Consider the following 22,441-nt stretch of genomic DNA (forward strand, 5'->3'; position numbering starts at 1 on the left):
CATACGCACGGAACTGCCATCATATGCAGTATGGCGAGCGAGAATTTGAGCAGCGTGCACCGTGCACTTGATGTCCTGCGCGTTCTGGGACATGGCCCTATGGGTGTTCAAGACGTGGCTTCCGCGGTAGGGCGGGAGAAAACCCAGGTCTCCCGGACGTTGAAGGTCCTGGCTCAAGAGGGCTTCGTCGAAAGGGACGCCCGTAGTCTGCGCTACAGTCTCGGGTGGCAGGTACTGGCCCTGGCGACCTCGGCGTCCGAAGACCGACTTCAGAGAGAAGCCCCCGGCGTTCTGCGAGCCCTCGTGCGCAGAGCCGGAGAGCCCGCCTACTTGACCGTGCTTTCAGGCCAAGGTGCGATGACGCTCCTGACCGAGCGCACCTCCCGCGGGATCCAGGCGAATGAGTGGGTCGGTCGCACGTCGCCGCTCAGTTGCACTTCCGCAGGTCGCGCCCTGATGTTCGGACTCGACGAGCCTCATGTCCGGTCGCTCCTGGAAGGATCCGGCGCCCCGCTTCCGGGCACCGCCGCGTCACCCCGTGACGTCTCGGCCGTACTACTACGCCTGCGCAGTGAACGCGGGAAAGGATATTCGGTAGCCGTAGAGGAATCCGAACCAGGGCTCGTCGCGGTTGCGGCCCCGGTGTACGACCATCGAGGCGAAGTCGTCGCGGCCGTCAATGTGTCCGCACCCGCATTCCGCATGCCACCAGAGGTCATCCCCCAGGCCGCCGATTCGGTGATTTCCGCGGCTGACGAGCTCTCATCTTTGATCGGCGGGGCACCAGCAGCCGAAAATCGCTCCTAGCCGCCCTCACTCGCTCCTATTTCCGAATGCCCGATCTATGACGCAACTGCATTCACGGATCCAGAGCAATTCGACAATTCCCTCTCCCACACGCTTTTGTCACTGCTAGATTTGCCGACATAATCTGCCACGCCCTCGTAGAAGTGCGCACAAGATCTTTTCCACAAGGCATGCTCTGGGCGATTATTTCGATCTGCCTCCCTGAAGCTTGCGCGCGGAATCCAAGGAAATTACTCGAGAGGACGCGGCAAGCCAAGACGTCAGCGCTCAGCAGGTGTGATCGCTGGGTTGCAGCCACCGAATCCACACCCTTCCATTCCCACCCGGGACCGAACCCCGCTCGCCCCGGTGCCGTGCGCAATAATTCGAGTCCTCAATTCTCAATAAATAATTGAAATTTCACGGTGTGCCCTGGATACCCCCTATACGGCCCGGTTTGTATCTGCCTCAGTTTCAGCTCCGGAAATTTTCCTTGGCTTTTCGGCTTTTACCGGGGAGTTACTCGTTGTAGCCTGAAAAAGCACCTCGAAAAGGAGACTGATATGCGACGGAAAATTGCGGCCGGAGTGTCGATTGTATTTGCACTTGCGTTAGCCGGTTGCGGAGCCGACGATGCCTCAGACGACCAGGGTTCATCGTCGTCTACCTCGGCCAATGCCAGCGCATCGAGTGGTTCAAAAGATGACCTCGCGACCAAGAAGTTCCCAGTCAGCTGGAAGGATGCCCTGAAGACGGCACAGGGCAAGTTCGACGGCGACGTCAGCAAAATCGAGTTGGAACCGAACCCCTCCGGCAAGTACGAGTACAAGATCGAGCTACTCTCTGATCAGCAAAAATATGCAATCCAGATTGATGCCGAGTCGGGTGACACCGTCAGTGAGAAAACCGATGACCTTGATCAAGAAGATATCGGAACAGAACGCGAATCGGACAAGATCGACGTGTCTAACGTCATGTCATTGGAAGATGCAATGAAGAAAGCCAAGGCCGTTCACGACGGTCCCATCAACAAATGGAAGCTTGAAGGAAAGGAACGCGGGCCCCAGTACGAGTTCGACATTGACAAGTCGGACGGGTCGGGTGATAACGAAGTCCAGATCGACGCCCACACCGGCGAAACCATCCCGGACAGCTGATCCGGCCATCAGTCAGATGCGGCAGGGTTCGAGCCACGCTTCGAACCCTGCCGTTCTTTTGAGAAAAACCATGAACGAGTGCATGCTATAGAGTTGTTGTTTGGAGTCAACAAGCGATCTGGAAGCGAGGTGAGGCCCGATGGACAGTGAAAGTCCCAGTCATTCTTTATTGAGCGCCCCCTCCGGATCATTTTCCTGGGAGTAACCAGGTCCATCAGCTGGAGCGGGCGTGATGTCCCGTGGTCACACTGAGGCGATTCGTCCTCAGGTGATGAAATTCCTCTGCCTTAAGGAACCAGCATGAACACTCCTCAGACCACTGAAGTGGCCAACATTGTGGCGGACATTCAGCCGCTGATCCAGTCCAAAAACTTCGTCGCGATCGTCGACGCCGTGGCTCCTCTGACTCCCGAACAGGTCGCTTCCCTCCTGGAACGGTTGTCGGTCAATCACCTAGCGATCGTGTACCGCTTGTTGCCCAAGGAGAAAGCCTTGGAAGTCTTCGAGCGGCTCACACCCAAGATGCAAAGCGACCTCATCGACGGCCTGCAGGATTCGGAAGTCTCAGCAATCTTTGCGGATCTCGATCCCGACGACCGTGTATGGCTCCTCGATGAGCTGCCCGCAGCACTCGCTCCTCGACTCCTTCACGGGCTCTCTGCCAAAGACCGCGAACTGACCTCGGGAGTACTCGGGTACCCGAAAGGGTCCGTTGGCCGACGCATGAGCCCGGAGTACGTGTCTACGCATCCTGGCCATACGGTGGCCCAGGCCCTGGAGCGGGTGAACCATCACCTCGCGGACGCCGAAACCGTGTACACCCTTCCGGTATTGGACGGAAGCCGCCGCGTCGTCGGCGTGGTGAGCCTACGAGATCTCATGCGTTCGGAATCGCATCTGAAGATTTCCGAGCTGATGCACCAGGCCAAAACCACCTCGGCTTACCAGTCGGCAGAAGAGGCCGCCCGCCGCAGTACCAACCTGGGACTTCTCGCCCTTCCCATCGTGGACAAAGAAGGTCGGCTCGTCGGTATTCTGACCATCGACGACGCTGTCCGCATCCTCGAACACGAAGAGACGGAAGACTCGGCCCGGCAAGGCGGCGTCGAGCCCCTGGGGCGTCCGTACTTCGCGACCCCGATCCGCGCTCTCGTGAAATCTCGCATCGTGTGGCTTTTTGTCCTCGCCATCGGCGCAACTCTGACCGTACAGGTTCAGTCCCATTTCGAAGCGACCCTCGAGCAGGTAACGCTGCTCGCGTTGTTCGTACCGTTGCTGATCGGCACCGGCGGAAATACCGGAAATCAGGCCGCGACCACCGTGACCCGAGCGCTGGCACTGGGCGACGTCCAGCCGCGTGACCTCTTCAAAGTCCTACTCCGTGAGCTGGGTGTGGGTTTCTCACTCGGCGCGACGCTGGGCGCTCTGGGAGGACTGCTGACCGCGCTGCTGTACGAACCGCGCATCGGAATAGTCATTGGGCTGACGCTCGTGGCCGTGTGCTCCTTGGCCGCGACGGTCGGAGGAGTCATGCCCATGATTGCGCGTGCGCTTCGAGTGGACCCCGCGGTCTTCTCGAACCCATTCATCAGCACCTTCGTGGACGCCACCGGGCTGATCGTGTACTTCCTGATCGCCCGGGCCGTCCTCCAGATATAGGACCGGCATAGTGGCGACCAGCCTGGACGAGGCGGCTGAGTATGGAAATTTCGTCATACACAACCGCTTTGGCCAGTGAATACGGCCGGGCATCACGCACAAACCCGCCACCTCGGGCGGGGGCGCGCACAAAACTGCCACCTCGACCCTCGACTACAGAAAGGAACCGGCAGGAACCGGAAAACATCCGAGGAAACTCACCGTGACGGTGAGAAGAAAACCATAGAAGCACCCCTCAGGGGTATTCCGTCCGGAGGACCATTCGCCTCCAGGGCTACGGTGATCTTGAGACGATGGGCCGTTTCCCAGGGGTCAAGGCCCTTGCCCAGATTCCTTTTGCTCCCGTTCCGCGGCGGCAGCCATTGACTCGCTCGCCAGTTCAGCCGTCATCACGACGACCCTTTCCTCGCCCTAGCCTGACCAGGCCTTGGAATAGAAGTCCTTGGACCGGGAATCCAGAAGTTCGCGGTATGCGTCCGGATCCAAGGCTTGGGCAGAGCCTTCAGGGATCTGCGAGGTGAAAGCTGACACTCCTAGTCCCGCCTGATGGTCTTTGAGCTGGAGACCCGCGGCTTCCAAGATCGTGGGGTACATGTTCAATTGGTCCACGGGGGCGCGAAGATTTCGGTTCTTGTTTTCTCCCGGAACCCAAATGCGGTTGAAGATCGAACGATTGGGGTTGTTGTCCAACTGCTCGTGGAACGCGTCGCCCGCGCTCATGTGCTTCAGGTGGTCACCCATGATCACAACCGACGTGTCATCGAGGTAGCCCTTTTCCTTCATGTAGTCCACGAATCCGGTGACCTGGTCCATGGAACAGGCGTAAACGGACGTGACGTCGCTGTTCGTGTCCACATTGCAGTAGTCGAAGATGTGCACCGGCTCGTGCGTATCCAAGGTCAGCATGGACAGGTTGAAGGGTTGTCCGGTCTGTTCCGACTCGGCGTGGAGCTGATCGATCTCGTCCTTGGCATGAGCCATCAGACGCTCGTCGCTCAAACCCCAGTCGCTCCGGAAGTTCTTCTCCGGCTCACCAGCGGCGCGCCAGTCGTTGAGGTCCTTCTCCTCGGAGTAGCCGTGGCTGCCCAGGAAGGTGTCTTTGGAAGCAAAGGACCCATTGGCCCCGCCCATGAAGACGTTCTTGTAGCCGTGGTCCGCGAGGACATTGCCTGCGCAGTTGACACCGCCCAGGTACGAAGCCTGCGACTCCTCTGACTTCCCGATGGATCCGCTGCCCTCACCGATGCCCGGCCCCTTGAGCGGAATTCCGCACTGCGTGGACGTCAGCCCCGCCATGGTCCAGCCTCCGCCCTCGTACTGCTGCAACCCGTCGACGCTCTGCCAACCTTCGGACTCTTGGGTAGCGCCTTCGAGAGATTTGAAAGCATCCTTCTCGAAGAGCTGATCGTCGGTCAGGGTCTGCTCACCTGACTCAAGGTAAATGGTCACCAAGTTGTTCTTTTTCGAATCGTCGGTGACTTCCGGCTCGGCGTAGTAGTCGCCCATGTCGTACTTGGAATTGGCGGACTTGATGTAGTCGCTCATGCCGACCGTGGTGGCAAATGCCGAACCGCCGCCAACGGTCAAAGCGAGGACCAGAACGGTTGAGATCGAGCGCCTGACCCACGGACGGCGCCGCTTCGTCTTGTCCCCACCGTTGCGCCGCAGCTTGCGCAATCGGAAATGCCGCCAGACAGCGATACCGACGGTAATGAGGACCGGGGCAACTCCGATACCGAGGATGCCCATCCAGACAATGGCTCCGCCACCGCCGTCGGTTTGAACCGACACGAGGTTCAGGAGCATCTGCCCCACGGAGATCTTGCCCCAGAAGAAACGAATACCAAGTCCTGCGATGAGGAGCGTGAGGCCCAGCCAAATCAGCACGTAAACGAGGATGCCCCCGGTGACTACGCCGACTCGTCGGCTCACATCAAGAAACCGACTGGACATGGCATTACCTCGCGTTTCGACTTTCCCTAGTTCTCAGAGGACTGTTGGCACCCATATCTCATTATTCGGGCACATATAATCCTGGCTACCGTACACTACCCGTTCACGGATGGTTAACCTATTTGTGGCGTATCGCTCAGCCTGGCCAGATCCGTATTCCGAGCCCCTCGGCGGCATTGATGGGATTCGCGCGCGTGCGGAGGCTATGGATTTTTCTCAGAGCGACACGCCACGGGAAGAGCGATTCCTCAACCATTCGGTTGGTCCAGTCTTCAATCTTTTGCCCGATGTTCCGCAGGCTCGCGGCTTGGTTGAGTTGTATCCGCAACACACAGCTCATCCGAGGAAGGAACCTCCCGTGAAAAAACTATTGAATGCGGCATTCATCTACATGCTCATCGGCGTACTGTCCGGACTGTTCTACAGGGAATTCGCCAAGGCCAATGACTTCCCTGACGGGCAGTTCACACAACTCAGCCTGGTGCACACCCATCTGCTCACCCTCGGCTTCATCGTCTTGCTGATCGTCTTGGTTCTCGAGAAGGTTTTCGGCATCTCGGAGAGCCGGAAGTTGTTCACCTGGTTCTTCTGGCTCTACAACATCGGCGTGGTACTCACCTGTGCCATGCTCGCGTGGCACGGTTCGCTGACAGTTCTCGGCAAAGAATCGAGCGCCATGATCTCCGGAATCGCGGGACTCGGACACATTTCAATTTCCGCCGGCATGATCGTGCTCTTCATCGCGCTTCGTCGCGCGATTTCGAAGGCCACCGAGAACCGTTCTGAGCCCCGCCTGGACGCCTGAAATATGGGCATCTCAGCAACCACGCACGAAAACGCTCCGACCACGAAACAGTGGATCGGGCTGGCCACGCTCGCCGCGGGACTGGGTTTGTTCGTTCTCGACAGAACCATTGTGGAGGCTCGCACTCCCCACGATCATCGGCGTCATAGCGCTGGCGGTGCTGACCACCGGTGAAACGTCCAGCTGGTTGGTCGCGGTACCGCTGACCCTCTACGGATTGGGGCTCAGCCTGGCCTCCGCGCAATTCACAAGCACCGTTCTGCGTGACGTACCGAAAGAGGAGTCGGGACCGGGATTGGCAGTTCAGTCCACTGTCCGCAAAATAGGGACCGCCCTCGTCGGCGCCATTCTTTCGATCGGGATGGCGGCGAGGTGGCCTGCGAGGCTCTCGGGTGTCGATATCGACGGCTCGGATGCGGATGCAGTTTCGGATGCAACCCGATGGGCGCTCATCGTCGCGGTGATCTTCCTCGCCCTCGAATTCATCGGTGCCGTGCGCATTCGGAAGCAAGACCCCTCGAGAAAAGCCTCAACCCGGTGACGCCGGGCACGACGAGGATCTGTACGGAATCCGATCGATGCCGAGCACTCGCTCTACGAGCGGGATTTCGTCAATCCGGTCCTTTCCCACAGTTTGCGCCAGAGCGACTACGGAGGTCAGCCCGATTTCAGAGCGAGCACAGCGACTCGTGGATCCGCTGGTGTCAGTCGTGGTCCGTCAGGAGCGCGGCGTACCCTTCGCGGAAAGTCGGATATTGAAGCTCCCGCACCAGTGAGTGCGCCAAGGAACCATCCAGCGTTTTTCCGAGATCGCGACGCCCCGTTTCCGGCGCAGCCGGTGGCTCGGGGACCCCCAAGAGAGATGCAATGTGGTCCGCGACCTCCCCCAGGGGAGCGGCTGCCCTGTCGACCGCGTGAACGATCGACGGAGGGTTGTCGACTTCGAGTATTCTTTCGACCACCGTCACCAGATCGTCCCGATGTATGCGGTTTGTCATTCGTTCACGCACGAGGGGTACTCCACGGCGGACGCGGTCTATCAGGGCACCGCGGCCCGGACCGTAGATTCCGGCCGGCCGTATAATCGTCACGTTACGGAACAGGCAAGTGACCAGCCCTTCGGCTTCCAAGAGAATCCGGGAGGTTTCCCTCCGGGGCCGTGGCACGGTTTCTTCCGTGATGGTCTCGCCGTCGCTCTGGCCAAAAACCCCGGTCGAGGAGATTAGCACGACCCTAGGTTGCTCGTCGTTTTCACTCCCTCCCAGCACGCGAGCCAACCCGTGCAGGCCCCCGAGATGCGTGTGAGCGTATGCGTCTGCACCGGGCGCATCCGTCGTCAGGGAAACAACCACCGCGTCCGGTTTCGGGATTCTCGTACTTCCCGGATTCGTCAGGTCCAAGCTCATCGGAGAGATCTCGGCAGGCAAGAGTTCCGCTCGGCGCCGAATCCCAGTCGCTCGCCAGCCGCTCCTGACCAGGCGTTGACCCAGGCAGATTCCTACGTCACCGCACCCCGCAAGCACAACACTGCGGCCCATCAGCCGCGCCCGGGTTCAAAAGCTTCGGCAACCCCGTTGAGTTGGCTCTTGAATGATGAATAGCTTTCGGGTTCGAGGGAGAATCTGGCCCAGACCTTTTCCGGAACGGCCTCGGCAGGGCGTTGGAGTTCCCGGCCCTGTTCGGTCAGGCCAATGAGTCGACGCCGCTCGTCATGAGGGTCCCGCCGCCGCACCACGAGGCCTCGTTGCTCAAGGCGACGCAGCACCGGAGTCAGGGTTCCGCTGTCCAGGCCGAGGAGTTCGCCGATTTGCCCCACGCTTTGGGGCTCATTCGATTGCCAGAGCGCAAGCATCACCAGGTACTGCGGATAAGTGAGACCCAATTCATCCAATAACGGCCGGTACGCGCGGACCATGGCGTGGCTGGCCCGATACAGGCTGAAGCACAGCTGGTTGTCCAGGGCCAAGGGTGATTTCGAATTCGACACAACCCAATTCTAGCAAAATGGTTGACGCTTTTATATTGCACCCAATATAGTCGTGCTTTAAGGAATCACTAAGGAGACCCCATGGAACCGCTTTACACTGCAGAAGCACTCAGCACAGGAAATGGCCGCTCCGGGCACGTTCGCTCGAGTGACGGCACCATCTCCATCGATCTGGCTCCGCCCCAGGAGATGGGTGGCAGCGGAGAGGGCAGCAATCCCGAGCAGCTTTTCGCTGCGGGCTACGCGGCCTGTTTCCATTCGGCTCTTCAGACGGTCGCGAAATCGGCTCACAAGAAACTCGGAGATTCCGCCGTTGGCGCGCGCGTCTCCATCGGCAAAGAGGGTGAAGGATTCGGCCTGTCGGTCGTCTTGGAAGTCGTCGTCCCCGACCTTCCCGTTGAGGAGTCCCAAGAACTGGCGGACCAAGCGCACCAGGTTTGCCCCTATTCCCGCGCGACCCGCGGGAACATCGACGTGCAACTGAACGTCACCGACCAGTAGACAACACGCAGAAGGCCGCAGGCGTGACATTTTCTGCCACACCCCGGCGTCACTTAAGCTACGCCCCTATCTGCCGAAACCACGATGGCTTCAGCAAATAGGGGCATATTGCTGTCTGCATCACCACCGAACCGACTGCTTTACAGACCTTCCCTCAGGCGCTCCCCGGTTCGCCGACGTCACCCACGTCCGCGTCGGCCGTCTCATCGATGATGTCCAGGATGTTGTTGAAGTGTTCCGATTGGGCGTCGACCAGAGAGCCATGCGAATCCCCGTCCATGAGGCGCAGACTCCCCCGACCGCCCGCCTTCTTGACGGCATCGATGTACCGCCGGGAGTTCTCGGGTGAAACGACCTGATCCGCAGTGCCGTGGACCGCGACGACCGGCAGAGTGTTGTCGATGTTCTGTATGGGATCGACGTCGGAATAACGGGCCGCGATCTGGTCGGGTGTGCCGCCGAGGGCGTTGACGATGTTGGTATCCCCGTGAGTCGCCGCATACGTCAGGTCAAGCGGACCGGCCAAGGAAACCACCCTCGTCGGCACGAATCGAGGGTGGGCACCGAGCTCATGCTCTTGCTTCGAATCTCGAGTCCCGGCCCACATGGCCAACTGGGCCCCAGCACTGTGACCGACCACCAGCTCATCGTCAGTCGTGAATTCCGGGTGCTTCTTACTGAGCTCCGGGATGAAGTCCAGCGCGGACGCGACGTCCGTGAACGTCGTCGGCCAGCCACCGCCTGAGCCCACCCGTCGGTACTCGATGTTGTATACCGCCATCCCCCGGTCGACCAGGGACTCGGCGTACGCGTCGAAGGATTCCGCCCCGATAGTGTTTTGCCATGCACCGCCATGGATCAGAACGACCAACGGCACCGACTTGGCGTCGTGCTTACCGGCGGGAAGATAGAGATCGCCCCAGTTCTGAGACGGATCTCCCTCTCCGTTGACTGGATAATTGATCCTTTTCGTCAGGGGCTCATCACGCTGGACGACCGTTTCCTCTGCATTCGACGAGGAAGGCTGCTGCGATGCAGGGGCCGAGGAGGAGCTGGCCGAATGATCTCGCTGGCCCTGTGGATCTCCCGCGGCACACGAGGCAAGGAGGAACGTGAGAGTCAGCCCAACCGCGACTCTTCGGGTCCGAGAGGCCAAGGCATGGGAGGAATTCATGGCAGACATTGTGCGACTTGCTTCCTGACGCAGAACCGATGCAGTCCTGCCCCTTGGATAGTGAGGGATCATCTTTATAAGTGCTACACATCACCGTATCAATGTCACGGAACATCACGTCAAGGTTTTTCTTGTTATGGGTGATTTCCATTCTCGAACCGACCTTCGGAGAAGATATCCACAGATTGACGAATCCACCCTCACCGGCTTCCTCCAGGATCTAATATCTCTGTCCAAGACCAAGCGGTCGGGCCAGACGCCATTGACCGTCGGTCCGGATACCGGCGGTTCCGGGCTGATGACATCAGTTAAAGAACTCACTGAGAGCTATCTGCTCGAAATACTGGAAAATCCGGGATGACTGTTTCATACCTTTGGGGGAAGGGTTTCATGCTGCTTTCAAACCGTCGAGAATTGCGAGAACGTATCGCCAGTGCACATCGACTTCACCTTTGTACGGTGGGGATATCAACACTCAGCGGCCTGCTGATGGCCTCAGCCGTTGGAAGCCAATGTGCATGGGCGTCCACGCCCGAATTTTCGTCCGTCTCCACCAACCGAGAAGCTACCGGCTACCGCGAACGCGTTCAGGTGGACACAACGGTTCTGGATACGGCAGTCTCCAACGCAGAAAATATGGGTGTTCAGGTCAGGAAAGAGGGTGTGATCAGTGAAATTGTCGAGAACAGAGCCGTGCCTGAACGCCAGGATGCGATCCAGAAATCATACCGAGAGCAAGCGAGCACCCTGGAGGCTGCCTCGAGAAGACTCCAGGAGCTGAATGCCGCGCACAGCATCAGCCAGTCTGAAGCCGAAGCTAAGTATCAGCGGGAGATGGCGGACTACGAACGAGATAAAGCCGCCTACGATCGAGCCAAAGAGCAGTACGACCGTGAGAAGGCTCAGTACGACGCCCATCTCGAGGAGCAGATCACCGCCGCCGACCCCAATCATGCCCTCTCTCCCGGGAAACTCGTGTATGAGCAGCCGTTCACCATCTCAGAAAACCGAAATAGCCTCGTCCGTGTCGAAGGCGTTGAGAGCCACCCCGGCCAGAACAATCTGTTCGACGCCCACAACAATTACAACTCGGACTCCGTGACCCACGTGTACCCGACCGACGGATCGAGTTTCACGGTCTTGTACAAGAATGTGGCTCGAGACAAGGCAACCGGTCGGTCGCTTGACGCGAGAATTCACGTATCGGATGTGGTCACGTCCACGACCAACCCGGGGCGGCCGACCATCGAAGTCTTTTCGAATTATTCGGACAATGTGGCACTCTACAACGTGACGGCGGTCAAGCAAACCGTGAGCTTTGCGTTCTCCGACACCGGGGAGGAATACGCCCGCAACTACTATGTGTCCTTCGGTTCGTTGAATGGCCAGCACCAAGGGGACAAGGCTCGCTATGAATATGCGAATGGGGTTTACGCCGCGGCCGGCCGCGGCGTGATCGCTACGTTCGTGAATCCGAAATCGGAAATATCCCGGGAAGCCCAACCGGTCCACGGTTCGGCGTCCAAGGCTGTGACCAATGCATTCATGCTGCCCCAGGGCGGTCGCCAGTCTCGGTCCATCGCTGATACCGATCCGGACATCATGACGCACCTTGGTGTGACCTTCTTGGCACACAACAGCTCGTCATTCTGGGTCGGAACTTCGGGAGGCTCCCCTGGGCATGATCCTGACGACGTCGAGAGAATTACGGCAACATACAATCACGTCATGCTCTCCTCGGACACCGTTGCGCCTACCGAGGCAATGCCTACCCCTCCGCAGCCTCCTGCGCTGCCGAAGCGTCAGGAAGTGCCACCCGTTGCGCCAGTGACCGCATCCGTCCGTTATTACGAGTTGTTCACACCGAGCTCCGGCACTGAGAAGGTCGCCCAAGGGGAAGGAAAATTCGTCCTACCTGGGCAAACCACTCACCAGACGGTCACCAAAAGCACCGGATTCGAACCACTCAAGCAATTCGTCATCGGCGACAATATCTTCGCGACCGAAGACGGACGCGTCCCGGTAGCTGTGGATATGGCCTCCGTCCGAGTTGAGTCGGGAGGAGTTGACGTTTCGGACCGGTTCCATCTCGTCAAGGAAGAGACGGAATTCCAAGGTAAGAAGGTTCTCCAAGTCCGGGCGGAAGCCAAGGACGCTCAAACTCTCACAAAAAACACCGCCTACACCCTCCGTCTGAGTCAGACGGCCTTGGCCGACGGCTCCGCAGATGATGAGTTCGACGCCGGATTTTCGATTGTCAACGGAAGACTCGATTACACGGAGACCCACGCCTACCACGAGCCATCGATCGATCCCCACAAACGCGGGGCCAGTTCGGTCAGTGGCGAGGACATCAATCAGAAAGCCGTCACCGTCGGGGAGACGATCCAATACCTACTTTCTCTGGATGCGTCCCAGCTTGCCGACACCGTCGAACCGATCACCCGCTTCGGCATGATCGATGACTACGACGAGACCCACGGCCGCATCGACGTGTCCTCGATCCGAATTTACAAGGTTCCCTCCGAGACAGATGGCGCCAATCTGAAGGCTCTCCGAGAAGTAGTCACCACCGGGTCTGAAGATGTCACCGACCAGTTCGAACTGAAGGACTCCGGCGCGGCAGGCCTATCCATCATGGCCAAGGTGGAAGGCGGCCGACTCATCCCGCCTCTCGGGTGCAAATATGTAATTTCAATTCCCTACACGGTGACCATTAATGCCGATGGGGACATCAGCAATACCGCGTGGCAGATCGTCAATGACCATCGGCTTCACACGGAGACCGTTGCCAATCACGTGCGAAAGATCAATCCGCACAAGGACATCGTCATGTCGTCCACCGACCGAACGTCGCTGGATGGCCACACCATACCTCTGGGCCAAATGTTCGATTACAGACTGGATTCCTCCATACGTCCGGCCCAATACGGCGGACAGACCACCGAGTGGACCATCTTCGACGACTACGACGAATCCCATGATCGTTACGACGGCAACTTCGTAGTCCTCTCCACGAGCTCCTTTGTCCGCGAGAACGGTTCTGTGATCGGCCCAGGTGAAGACATCACCCGGTATTTCACCCAGAAAATCGACCAACGATCCGGCGCCGTTACGTATTCGGCCACGGATGAGTTCCTCAAGATTTTGAACCTCGAATCCAACCGTGCAAAAGAGCAGGCTTGGTCCGTCTACGTTCAAATGACCCGGATCGATGCCGGCGACGTCGAGAACACTTTCACGGAGTCTTATAACGGAAACTGGCTGAAGTCGAACCCCGTCCGGACCCATACGCCGACTCCTTCACAACCGATCGAGGAGCCCCCTCGGCCTCAGGATCCGCCGGCCCAGCCCGTGCCTCCGCAGCCAGAGTCAAGGGATCCTGAACCGCCCGGAGGCGGCACGCCGTGGTCGCAAGAAGCCCCACCGGAAAAGCCAGCCGACGAGCTACCGGGGCCGCCCCCTCGTTCGCCCGAACCACTAGGCCCGTCGCCAGAGGAACCTCGCCGCGCTGGGCCGATCGCGCACACAGGCGTCACTGGCGATAACGAAGTCAGCTCTGCGTCGGCAGTAGGCATCGGAATAGGAACCGTCCTTGTCGGATACGGGGCTTATCGCGGCCGCCACCGTCGCAAGGATCCATCACATCCTGCAGATCGCGGCCCCCGTGCAAGCCGACTCGTTCCCGCTACGGATGATCGCTGGCGACCAAAGGCGTGCACCTTCTCAGCGATGACAACCGGACAACATCACAATGCTGGAGTTTTCTAGACGCGAGCCTTCGTCAAGGGAGGGGACCCGCACCCTGGTGCCGATATGTCTGGGGCTGACGGTCATCCTGTTGGTGCTCGTCTGCGAGTTCTCCCCTTCGCGGCATGTTCCCCTCGTGCTCAGACACCCCGAGTTTCTCCTGGGCCGGACCTCCACTTCACCGGAGGGTCACACCCTCCTGGATCGAGGCCCTCACAAGACTGCCCTCGATGAAAAGACTCGTGGGCAATACGCCCCGCGTCCCGTCCGCGGTTTCAGGGACGCGCGATGTGAGACCACAACGGTTGGGATCGTCCCAGACCTTCCCGGCAGCAATACGTGGAACGCACCCACCGTCGGCGCCACGGCTGGATTCGACGTCGCCGAGGCGAATGAGCTCGGGGAATTGCCTTTACCGGAGGCACCACGAGGGGTTCGGGACAACGGGTCGGCAGACATTGGTTCTGGTTCCGGCTCCGCATTCTTGGCCGGCCACGTGAACCACGATTCTGGCGACCTTTCCCCCTGGGGGCGCCTCCACGAACTCGAACCATGCGCTCCGATTTTCGCCGCGGGATCCGACGGGGCAGCACATACATACCGCGTTACCGATCTGTACGTGGTTCCTCAGGCCAAGCTCAAGGAAGACCCGGATTTGCTGGCTTCGACAGGGCCACCTCGATTACATCTCGTCACGTGTTCCGGTCCGGAGACGGCGGGGGTCACCAGAGGTATTTTCGCATATCAAGACAACTTAGTCGTCCGGGCCAGCCTCGCCAGCTGATGGCTCTACACAGCGCATATAGAGCCGGGAAGGTCTCCGCGTTCCGGACGCGCTCCGTTCACTGCGCCGGAAGCGAGCCGACCGATGGGTCGACCCGCTTCCGTCGTCTGCGCTCTATCGAACTATCTCACCGTTCGATGCTAGTCCTCGAGGTGCTCGATGTCTTCGAATACCTCCGTCTTGTCACCTTTTCGATGCACGAAGAACCAATTGATGAGGCCTAGTGCTATACCGATGATCAGCAGTGCCCCCGCAATCTCATATTGGATCCATGCCGATCGTTCTCGGGCCCAAGGTCCGGCAAGGAATACGCACGTGATCATGCCCAGAATCGGGATGATCGTGGGAGATCGGAAAGCACCCGGAGGGGTCGCGTCCCTGCGAAGCACCAGGAGAGACGCGTTGACCACCGCGAAGACGCACAAGAGCAACAGCGCGGTCGTTCCTCCCAGAGCCGCAACGATGCTCTTCTGGCCACTGACGTTCACGTACACGACCAGTCCAATCGCCAAGAGCGTGGTGAACACGACCGCAACCCACGGGGACCGGCGCTTGGGCAGAACGCTTGCGAAAGGTCTGGGCAAGACGTGCTGCTTGGCGAGGCCATAGAGCAGGCGACTGGCCATGAGCATATTGATGAGAGCGGTGTTCACAACGGCAAAGACCGTCAAGAACGGGAAGATCACATCGACCGGGATGCCTGGAGCGCCCACTCGCACGACGTCGAGCAGAACACCGGCATCCGGGTTCTTCGGGTCGGCAATGTCGCCCGGAGGGATCACAATCGTCACGGTCACTGCAACCAGGATGTAAATGATCACGCAAACGCCGAGTCCCGTAAGCATCATTCGGGGCATATCGCGCTTCGGATCCTTGCACTCCTCCACCAAGTTCACGGAGTCCTCGAAGCCGACCATCGCGAAGAAAGCAACCGACGTCGCCATGGTCACCGCAGCGAACATGTTCCGGTCGCTGTGATTTTCGAAGACGACTATCCGACCCAGGTCACCATGCCCGCTGACGATCGCGGCAAAACCGATCACGATGATGATTCCCATCGCGACCAGAGTCACCAGCGTCAGAATCACGTTGAACTTCACGCTCTCGCCGATTCCTCGGAGGTTCACGAGCCCAAGAATGATGATGATTCCGATAGCCATGAACATCGAAGCAGTCGGCCCGGAGGGAATCCCGGGGATGAATTGCCCAATACCGATCAGCAAATTCTTGCCGACCAAGGTCGACGACGTCGCCGCGCTCGTAATACCCGAGCATGCGACCGCGAAAGCAACGATAAAGGTAACGAAGTGTATTCCGAACGCTTTATGAATATAGAGAGCAGCACCGGCCGCCTGAGGGTACTTGGTGACCAGCTCAAGGTAGGAGAACGCCGTGAAGGTCGCGACAATGAAAGCGACGAGGAACGGCAGCCACGCAACACCGCCGACTTCCTTGGAGACGGGACCGGTAATCGCGAATACCCCGGCCCCGATCACGTCTCCGATGATCAACAGAATCAGCAGCTTGGGCCCGATGACCTTTTTGAGCTCCCTCGGTTGGTCGCTCGTCTCAGCTGTGTTGGTACCCATGATTGGGCCCCCTTCTCAATCGATGCGAGTGTTGTGCCGATTACAACCCTGTGTGACCCAATCGGCAGGGACACAATTAAATCACGACTACGTCGAGTTTGTCGGCACTCCCTCCATCGCCCACGAACCGGAATTCGAGGTATCTCCCACGATGGGACCAACCTGGACCTACAAAATTTTCGATATATCGAGCATGATGTACCCATACGAGGCCCACCGGCCACTATCGAGCATCCACCAGTGAAAGCGGCGAAAACCATGGATATCGTCAGGAAAAACGTTGTATTCGATGCATCCGATATCGAAGCGGAAACCTCCTTCTGGACCAACGTTCTCGGCGGCCAGGTCAGCGACGAGGACAGCAACGATCCACGGTGGCGGGACATCGTGGTGGACGGGGAGATTCAGGTCTCGGTTCAGCACGCTCCCGATCACATCGCCCCGACCTGGCCCGCCGGTGAAGACGACCAGCACCAGCAGCTGCATTACGACCTCACCGTCGCCTCAGCAGAGTTCGAGGCCTCGTGTCAGGAAGTGCTCGCACTGGGGGCTCACTCGCTCCAAGAGCCCCGCGACCTGGAAGCTGCTCATGGCTTTCACGTCTTCGCCGACCCGGCAGGGCACCCATTCTGTATCTGCTGGGGATAACACGCGTTTCCTCCCGTGCCATGCTGGGATGAGGCGACGAACCTCGGGAGGGTCATGAAAAGCGCGAAAATTACCATTATCACGGGCGGTTTGGCCCTGCATTCCTCATCCGCGCAGCTGGCGGACCGGTTCAAGGACGCCACGAAACGCGAACTGCTCGATCGGGGAATTGAACCCAAGATCCGCACTCACCATCTGAGTCAGTTCTGCTACGACATCGCTGATTTCATCACCAACGGATACCCGGAAGGGGAATTGGAAAGCCTGCTGAATGAGGTCCTGGACTCGGCAGGGATCATCACGGTGTCCCCCACTTTTCAGGGCAGCTATTCAGGCCTCTTCAAATCCTTCTGGGATCTGGTCTCCCCCGAGGACCTCACCGGCAAACCGGTACTAGTCGGTGCCACCGGTGGATCTGCCCGCCAATCAATGGTCGTCGAGTACTCGATGCGGCCGCTATTCAATTTCCTCCACACCGATGTGACACCGACCGGGGTCTACGCAACATCGAGCGAGCTGTCCTCGCATGAGGTCTTGGAAGGCCGCATAAGACAGGCTTCACGGGAATTCGTGGGCAAAGTTGCGCTCGGCACGTCGTCAGGCTAATCCGGAAAATGTCAGCACCACCAGCAATACGTTGAGCACAACAATTGCCACGGTGACTACGACCGCAAAGACCCGAATCACCATCGGGTTGACCCACCGACCCATGAGTTGACGGTCCGCCGTGAACTTGGCCAGCGGAATGATTGCACACGGGATGCCCAAAGAAAGAACCACTTGACTGACCACCAAGCTCCACGTGGGGTCCCAACCGACGGCGAGCACCGCGAGCGCGGGAATCAAGGTGATGGCCCTTCGTGCTAGTAACGGGACCTGAACGTGCAGAAGACCTTTCATGATCGCCGACCCCGCATAGCAACCGACTGAGGTCGAGGCCAGTCCGGAAGCCAACAATCCTATTGCAAAAACGAGTCCGACCACCGGGCCGAGATGATCGGAAATGGCCGTTGCCGCCCCTTCGATGCTGTCCGTTCCGGGCACTCCCGGCAATGACGCGGCCGCCATGAGCAGCATGCCAATATTCACCGACCCGGCGAGAACCAGGCCAAGCACGACATCCCACCGCGTTGCCTTCAAGAGGCGTCCAGTCATCCCGTCGGCACGCCCCCGGGGGCTGCCGTGTCGGTCGCGGACAAGAGCCGAATGCAGATAGATCGCATGGGGCATCACGGTGGCCCCCAGCATGCTCGCGGCAAGCAAGACGGACTGCGAGTCCTGAAACCTCGGGACCAACCCCTCGGAGACCCCTGTCCAGTCCACGGGGCTGACGACCAGTCCGGCCATGAAACCGATCGTGATAACCACCAGAAGCCCGACGACGAGCGCCTCGAACCTGCGTGGATTGCGGCGGTTCTGGGTGGCAAGGAGAAGCATCGAAACGGCACCCACCAGTACTCCACCCCAAAGCAGCGGCAGACCGAAGAGAATGTGCAAGGCTATGGCTCCGCCCACGACCTCCGCGAGATCCGTCGCTGCCGCCACAATTTCTGCTTGACCCCAGAACAGCAAACGGGGTCCTCGACGCATGCGCTGACCCAGCAGATCCGGAAGGCTCTGTCCCGTGACGACCCCGAGTTTCGCAGACAAGTACTGCACCAGGACCGCCATGAGGTTCGCCAGGACGAGCACCCAGACCAGCAGGTATCCGTATTCGGCTCCCGCCGAGAGATTTGAGGCGACGTTTCCCGGATCCACATACGCAATCGATGCGACGAACGCTGGCCCCAAGAGCGCGAACCACCGCTTGCGCGGCAGAGTTGGAGATTGCTTATGGGGCGCGGCGGTCGGCCGTGGCCTCGTCGTCTTATGGGATTCCACGGTCGCACCTCGCATCCGGACAGTTCTTCGCTCTGGCTGTTTTACAGACTACGCCGGGGCGAAGTTAGGGACCACCCCGGAGGCGCGACGTCAAATTCTGAGCCGGGAGGTCCCATTCGGTGAACCTTTGGTACAGCACCTTCGTACACCTCATTTACACCGTTAGCGACGCCCTGGGGTCCACATATGTCAGCTTCAGCTCAGATCACCAGTTCGCCCAGCACTCGAGCCCACCTCTGACTCCTGCCCTTCGCCCTGAGCCTTATCTGCTCCAACCTTCTGCTCCACATTCTGATTACCCTTCGATGCAATCGCATCGATGCAGTCTCCACAACGGCGCTGGGCGGCATCGCGGACGCGGCCTACCTCTTGACGATGGGAAGAAAGCCGAACCGAATCCGATACGGTTCTTTCATTGCTCATGCACTCACCTACGGCGTCGTCAACGTCGGCTATCTGCTCCGCGCCTATTTTCTGGTCGCCCTGAATTCACCCGCGATCCTGACGGACGGGAAATTCCCACGGAGAAACTTCGCGGATGGCCTCCTTCTGGGGAATCGACCTGATCACCCACGGAATCGGAGCCGTTGTGTCCCGCGGTTTCGAGGCGAGACGGCCTTGAACACTTCGAAAACGGATCCCCAGCCAATGCCCACTGAAGATCAGGAATAGGTAGAGGAACTGACCGCAAACTGGATCGAGGTCTACAAGAAGTCGGCCACGACTCTGGCACTGCTCAGGATCGTCCGCGATCACGGTCGACTATCAGCCGCTCCGATTCGGACAGAATTCGTGCAGGTCACGGGCTGGTCCGTCACGGAGCGAAGACTCTACAGAACCCTCAAGAGACTGGCCGACAGCGGTGCATTGTCCATTCGCAAGGTCGACATCGCCAGAACTGGCGCAAAAAGTCACGACTTCGAGCTGGCCCCCTTGGGCCACAACTACTTATGCAACATCGAGCAGGAACTCTTGTGAGCTTCAGACGCGCGCCCGAGTGAGGCCGCGAATGGTCCGGGCAACGTCACCCGGGGGCAGAAAATACTCGGCGAAAGAGAGAGACGGATGATCCCCCACGCAATAGCTCTGTCCCGCATTGCGCAACAGATCAACGTCATTCGCATCATTGCCGAACGCCGTATAGCTTCGGGCGGATACGTGCAACGCCCTCAAAGCTCCGTACTTCGAAATTCCGCTGGGTGCGACGTCGATCAAACCCTCCTCGGGATGGTGCGTCACTGTGAGGCCCGCCCTGCGCAGACGGCTTATCGTCTGCGCATTCTCCGTGAAGAGCACGGCCTTCGAGTAGCTTTCCAGTCGAGACCGCTCGACGCGGGAAGCCAACCGTCCGGCGTCCAGCTGCCGGAATATTCGATGATCCGCATCTCCCGTATAGGCGTAATTCCACGGACCGTCTAGCAGATACGCGTATCCACGTGCATCAATCAGTTCATCGAGCATCCTGCGATCGCCGACCCGGAACCCCACGACCTCGACCTGGCCGGCGTGACGGACAAAGGCCCCATTGCCCCCAATCAATGTTTGATCCTGAAGGTCCTTCGGGATAACGGGAACGAGGTCACGGAGAGGGCGGGCCGAGGCGAAAATGAGCGGCCGGAACCTGCGGAGCCCCCGGAGGGCTTCAACGATGTCCTCGGAGATTCTGCGCCCGTCAAAACAGATCGTTCCGTCCACGTCAAAAACTGCCGGGTTCTCCATAGCGGATGAGTCTACAAAGAATCCGAATCATCGAACAAAATGCGGCCGGGAGAGTTCGTCCCCCGGCCGCACTTCACGCCATGACATCGACGCTGGTTCGCAACGTAGGACTTTAGAATATGCCCGGACTCGGGTTCTGGAAATCGGTCGTGGTGTTTTGACGCGAGTCCACGTTCTGATCATTGCCCGTGGACTTGTCGTCGTCCAGGCGGCCCACTTGAGTCACGGTGATGTAGTTGGTCAGACGCCCCTCCTTGGTCAGCCCGTCACCGAAGTTGAGGTTGGCGATGAGCTGATCCTGACCGGCCTCGACGGGGTTGGACAGGGTGACCATGAAGGACCGGGTCGACGTTTTTTCGTCGAATCCCAAGTCTTGGGTATAAGCGCCGTTGAACCACCCTGGGGTAATCACCCGATCGACGCCTTGGGGACCGTTGTCGGTCTTGACGTCAATCCGGAAACTGATCGCCGGGAATTCGGAGTAGTACCGCTCGGACCCGACGTTCTTCGCATGAATCGCAACCAACCCGGCATAGCCTTTCGCCTTCGCTCCCGAGACGGTGTATCCAACGGTCAGGTCGTGTGCAGATGGGGCAGGTTCGGCCGCTTGGGCAGCACCCGCACCACAAGTGACGATGCCGAGGGCAAGTGCCAGAGTGGCCGCTGCGGCACGGCTCATGAGCTTTTTCATCATTTTTTTGGTTCTCCGTTCCAGAGTCCAGCGGCGTCTTAGGAATCAGCCGGATTGTTGTACAGCTTGACTTCGACCTCATTCTTGACGGGAACGAATGCGTTCCACGCCGTGGGGTTGGTCCATCTCCCATCGGCTCCGCAGATCTGTTGTGTTCCGGACATCGTCACAGTGCGGAACCCATACGTGGCTTCACCCGTGTATCCCGGAGGAACGTCGTAGGGGCCGATTGTTTGGCCTGCGTTCCAGGACAGTTGGTAGGAGGCCTCAAAACCGATCTTCTTGGAGATCTCTTCGGCGATACCGAAGGTCCCGCCGTCCTTGGAGGCTCCAGCGTTGATGGTGGTGCTATTTCCCTGTTCGCCATTCACGCTGATATTGATCGTTTGAGACTTGGACGTCTCCTGTGTCAGCGGAATGTCTTTGGTGGTGTGATTGGTCGTGGAGATGGTCCCCACCGGTGAGAAATTGTCGTTGACCTTGTACACCACGGTGCGGCGGTCCTCCAGGGCGTTGCACACGGGGTGAGGGTTCAACACATTCGGCTTGATGTGATCCGACCCGTGGTAAGTGTTCACGATCGGCAATGTGGGATTCAGCGCCGGCGTTTCAGGGTAGTGGTTCTCGATGGTGGTGGCATTCGCGGGCGATGCGGCGAGACCGACCAGCAGCGCGCTGCCGCCCAGAATTCCGGCCATCTTTCCTGTCAGCTTCATAGGTGCTCCTCGTTTTGACCTTGTTCAGTAGATCTCGACGAACCGCAGTGCGGCCGCACCGATCGACGCTCGTGACGAGGACTGCACCCTTCTCCACGAAAGCTGTTCAGCCCCGCCCTCGGGCCCGATCTGGCGAGTTCGACGACATCTGCACGGAACTTTACATAGCCACAGGACACTTTTGTACTGATTAGTACATTAACTTTTGGTGTCTTCACGGAAAGTTTCGTCCCCCGCATTGCACGGGTTCACACAACAACCCACCCAAAGTCACCGACCACTTCATGGGGCAACATGGCGGCTACCCCACCCCTCCGCCCGGACCCCAGTCGGATCCTATGAGTAGCAGCCTTAGATCCCTTGAAGCTCGAGCAGCCGGGTTACCGGACCGCTCGAGATCAGCAATCCGCTTCAATATTTAACGTGTGGTATTCGTTTGTCTTGCCCGAAGGAGTTAAGCCGGAGCGCCCCGCAACCACTCCCCTGGCCCATGGAACATTACAAACTGTTACGCAATACGGTGTTTTCCCTACGGGACACCGTCTAGTCGCGATCATTTCCGTATCGGGTAGGCGTCACCCGGCCGAAACTCCACCTGACCGGCTGCGGACCATGGCTCATTTTTCACGCAGAACTTTCTT

The 22,441-nt window shown here is 59.0% G+C and carries 19 protein-coding genes; 10 read left to right on the forward strand and 9 right to left on the reverse strand.

All coding sequences use genetic code 11. The features are described 5' to 3' along the window. Positions 1-30 precede the first annotated feature (30 nt). The 3 genes from sake_RS11030 (at position 31) to mgtE (ending at position 3,602) form a co-directional block, all read left to right on the forward strand. Entirely contained in the window at positions 31-807 is a 777-nt protein-coding gene (locus sake_RS11030; RefSeq protein WP_129360475.1) for an IclR family transcriptional regulator, read from the forward strand. Positions 808-1,349: 542 nt separating this feature from the next. Next, on the forward strand, positions 1,350-1,943 hold the full coding sequence (locus sake_RS11035) for a PepSY domain-containing protein (protein WP_129360474.1): 594 nt from the start codon (positions 1,350-1,352) through the stop codon (positions 1,941-1,943). A 300-nt stretch (positions 1,944-2,243) separates the two neighbouring features. After that, positions 2,244-3,602 carry a magnesium transporter gene (gene mgtE / locus sake_RS11040; RefSeq protein WP_178946042.1) on the forward strand — a complete coding sequence of 453 codons (1,359 nt, stop codon included), beginning with the start codon at positions 2,244-2,246 and terminating at the stop codon, positions 3,600-3,602. A 411-nt stretch (positions 3,603-4,013) separates the two neighbouring features. On the opposite strand, the gene sake_RS11045 is transcribed toward mgtE, so the two are convergent. Continuing rightward, a complete protein-coding gene (locus sake_RS11045; RefSeq protein ID WP_129360472.1) occupies positions 4,014-5,555 on the reverse strand; it encodes a sulfatase-like hydrolase/transferase in 1,542 nt (513 codons plus the stop codon). Positions 5,556-5,913: 358 nt separating this feature from the next. Between sake_RS11045 and sake_RS11050 the strand changes: the two genes are divergently transcribed. Both sake_RS11050 and sake_RS11055 read left to right on the forward strand, forming a co-directional pair. After that, the gene (locus tag sake_RS11050; RefSeq protein ID WP_129360471.1) at positions 5,914-6,360 is read left to right on the forward strand and encodes a DUF2871 domain-containing protein; all 447 of its coding nucleotides are present in this window, start codon (positions 5,914-5,916) and stop codon (positions 6,358-6,360) included. A 109-nt stretch (positions 6,361-6,469) separates the two neighbouring features. After that, on the forward strand, positions 6,470-6,901 hold the full coding sequence (locus sake_RS11055; protein ID WP_178945173.1) for a hypothetical protein: 432 nt from the start codon (positions 6,470-6,472) through the stop codon (positions 6,899-6,901). Positions 6,902-7,064: 163 nt separating this feature from the next. Here the strand turns inward: sake_RS11055 and sake_RS11060 are convergent, their stop codons facing one another. After that, a complete protein-coding gene (locus sake_RS11060; RefSeq protein ID WP_243155686.1) occupies positions 7,065-7,766 on the reverse strand; it encodes an NAD-dependent dehydratase in 702 nt (233 codons plus the stop codon). 131 nt (positions 7,767-7,897) lie between these two features. After that, entirely contained in the window at positions 7,898-8,347 is a 450-nt protein-coding gene (locus sake_RS13490; protein WP_304999906.1) for a MarR family winged helix-turn-helix transcriptional regulator, read from the reverse strand. A gap of 81 nt (positions 8,348-8,428) precedes the next feature. On the opposite strand from sake_RS13490, the gene sake_RS11070 reads away from it, so the two are divergent. Then, on the forward strand, positions 8,429-8,848 hold the full coding sequence (locus sake_RS11070) for an organic hydroperoxide resistance protein (RefSeq protein WP_129360468.1): 420 nt from the start codon (positions 8,429-8,431) through the stop codon (positions 8,846-8,848). A gap of 154 nt (positions 8,849-9,002) precedes the next feature. Here sake_RS11070 and sake_RS11075 read toward each other — a convergent pair whose 3' ends face one another. Next, positions 9,003-10,022 carry a S9 family peptidase gene (locus sake_RS11075; protein WP_178946044.1) on the reverse strand — a complete coding sequence of 340 codons (1,020 nt, stop codon included), beginning with the start codon at positions 10,020-10,022 and terminating at the stop codon, positions 9,003-9,005. Positions 10,023-10,511: 489 nt separating this feature from the next. Between sake_RS11075 and sake_RS11080 the strand changes: the two genes are divergently transcribed. Then, positions 10,512-13,793: an LPXTG cell wall anchor domain-containing protein gene (locus sake_RS11080; RefSeq protein ID WP_178946045.1), complete on the forward strand. Its 3,282-nt coding sequence runs from the start codon at positions 10,512-10,514 to the stop codon at positions 13,791-13,793. Continuing rightward, positions 13,777-14,556, forward strand: a complete 780-nt coding sequence (locus tag sake_RS11085; RefSeq protein ID WP_178946046.1) for a class F sortase — start codon at positions 13,777-13,779, stop codon at positions 14,554-14,556. The genes sake_RS11080 and sake_RS11085 overlap by 17 nt, the downstream gene beginning before the upstream one ends. A 140-nt stretch (positions 14,557-14,696) precedes the next feature. Here the strand turns inward: sake_RS11085 and sake_RS11090 are convergent, their stop codons facing one another. Then, positions 14,697-16,145 (reverse strand): APC family permease, encoded by a 1,449-nt coding sequence (locus sake_RS11090; RefSeq protein ID WP_178946047.1) that lies wholly within the window; start codon positions 16,143-16,145, stop codon positions 14,697-14,699. Between the two features lie 240 nt (positions 16,146-16,385). On the opposite strand from sake_RS11090, the gene sake_RS11095 reads away from it, so the two are divergent. Beyond that, complete coding sequence (locus sake_RS11095; RefSeq protein WP_238147688.1) at positions 16,386-16,793, forward strand: VOC family protein; 408 nt, start codon at positions 16,386-16,388, stop codon at positions 16,791-16,793. A 54-nt stretch (positions 16,794-16,847) separates the two neighbouring features. After that, a complete protein-coding gene (locus tag sake_RS11100; RefSeq protein WP_178946048.1) occupies positions 16,848-17,399 on the forward strand; it encodes a CE1759 family FMN reductase in 552 nt (183 codons plus the stop codon). Here sake_RS11100 and sake_RS11105 read toward each other — a convergent pair. From sake_RS11105 to sake_RS11120, 4 genes are all read right to left on the reverse strand, one after another. Then, complete coding sequence (locus sake_RS11105; RefSeq protein WP_129360462.1) at positions 17,391-18,689, reverse strand: Nramp family divalent metal transporter; 1,299 nt, start codon at positions 18,687-18,689, stop codon at positions 17,391-17,393. The two genes, sake_RS11100 and sake_RS11105, sit on opposite strands and share 9 nt — an antisense overlap. A 966-nt stretch (positions 18,690-19,655) precedes the next feature. Beyond that, positions 19,656-20,393, reverse strand: a complete 738-nt coding sequence (locus sake_RS11110; protein ID WP_178946049.1) for an HAD family hydrolase — start codon at positions 20,391-20,393, stop codon at positions 19,656-19,658. A gap of 112 nt (positions 20,394-20,505) precedes the next feature. Then, a complete protein-coding gene (locus tag sake_RS11115; RefSeq protein ID WP_197964430.1) occupies positions 20,506-21,087 on the reverse strand; it encodes a hypothetical protein in 582 nt (193 codons plus the stop codon). Positions 21,088-21,122: 35 nt separating this feature from the next. Next, positions 21,123-21,800, reverse strand: a complete 678-nt coding sequence (locus tag sake_RS11120) for a hypothetical protein (protein ID WP_129360459.1) — start codon at positions 21,798-21,800, stop codon at positions 21,123-21,125. Positions 21,801-22,441 lie beyond the last annotated feature (641 nt).

The sequence above is a fragment of the Kocuria sp. TGY1127_2 genome (assembly GCF_013394385.1).
GTDB lineage: Bacteria > Actinomycetota > Actinomycetes > Actinomycetales > Micrococcaceae > Rothia.

Excerpts from the sequence above, each read along its gene's own strand:
- sake_RS11030 (WP_129360475.1), top strand. The coding sequence starts at position 31 with ATGGCGAGCGAGAATTTGAGCAGCGTGCACCGTGCACTTGATGTCCTG.
- sake_RS11035 (WP_129360474.1), top strand. The coding sequence starts at position 1,350 with ATGCGACGGAAAATTGCGGCCGGAGTGTCGATTGTATTTGCACTTGCG.
- mgtE (WP_178946042.1), top strand. The coding sequence starts at position 2,244 with ATGAACACTCCTCAGACCACTGAAGTGGCCAACATTGTGGCGGACATT.
- sake_RS11045 (WP_129360472.1), bottom strand. The coding sequence starts at position 5,555 with ATGTCCAGTCGGTTTCTTGATGTGAGCCGACGAGTCGGCGTAGTCACC.
- sake_RS11060 (WP_243155686.1), bottom strand. The coding sequence starts at position 7,766 with ATGAGCTTGGACCTGACGAATCCGGGAAGTACGAGAATCCCGAAACCG.
- sake_RS11070 (WP_129360468.1), top strand. The coding sequence starts at position 8,429 with ATGGAACCGCTTTACACTGCAGAAGCACTCAGCACAGGAAATGGCCGC.
- sake_RS11075 (WP_178946044.1), bottom strand. The coding sequence starts at position 10,022 with ATGAATTCCTCCCATGCCTTGGCCTCTCGGACCCGAAGAGTCGCGGTT.
- sake_RS11080 (WP_178946045.1), top strand. The coding sequence starts at position 10,512 with ATGGCCTCAGCCGTTGGAAGCCAATGTGCATGGGCGTCCACGCCCGAA.
- sake_RS11085 (WP_178946046.1), top strand. The coding sequence starts at position 13,777 with ATGCTGGAGTTTTCTAGACGCGAGCCTTCGTCAAGGGAGGGGACCCGC.
- sake_RS11090 (WP_178946047.1), bottom strand. The coding sequence starts at position 16,145 with ATGGGTACCAACACAGCTGAGACGAGCGACCAACCGAGGGAGCTCAAA.
- sake_RS11100 (WP_178946048.1), top strand. The coding sequence starts at position 16,848 with ATGAAAAGCGCGAAAATTACCATTATCACGGGCGGTTTGGCCCTGCAT.
- sake_RS11105 (WP_129360462.1), bottom strand. The coding sequence starts at position 18,689 with ATGCGAGGTGCGACCGTGGAATCCCATAAGACGACGAGGCCACGGCCG.
- sake_RS11110 (WP_178946049.1), bottom strand. The coding sequence starts at position 20,393 with ATGGAGAACCCGGCAGTTTTTGACGTGGACGGAACGATCTGTTTTGAC.
- sake_RS11115 (WP_197964430.1), bottom strand. The coding sequence starts at position 21,087 with ATGATGAAAAAGCTCATGAGCCGTGCCGCAGCGGCCACTCTGGCACTT.
- sake_RS11120 (WP_129360459.1), bottom strand. The coding sequence starts at position 21,800 with ATGAAGCTGACAGGAAAGATGGCCGGAATTCTGGGCGGCAGCGCGCTG.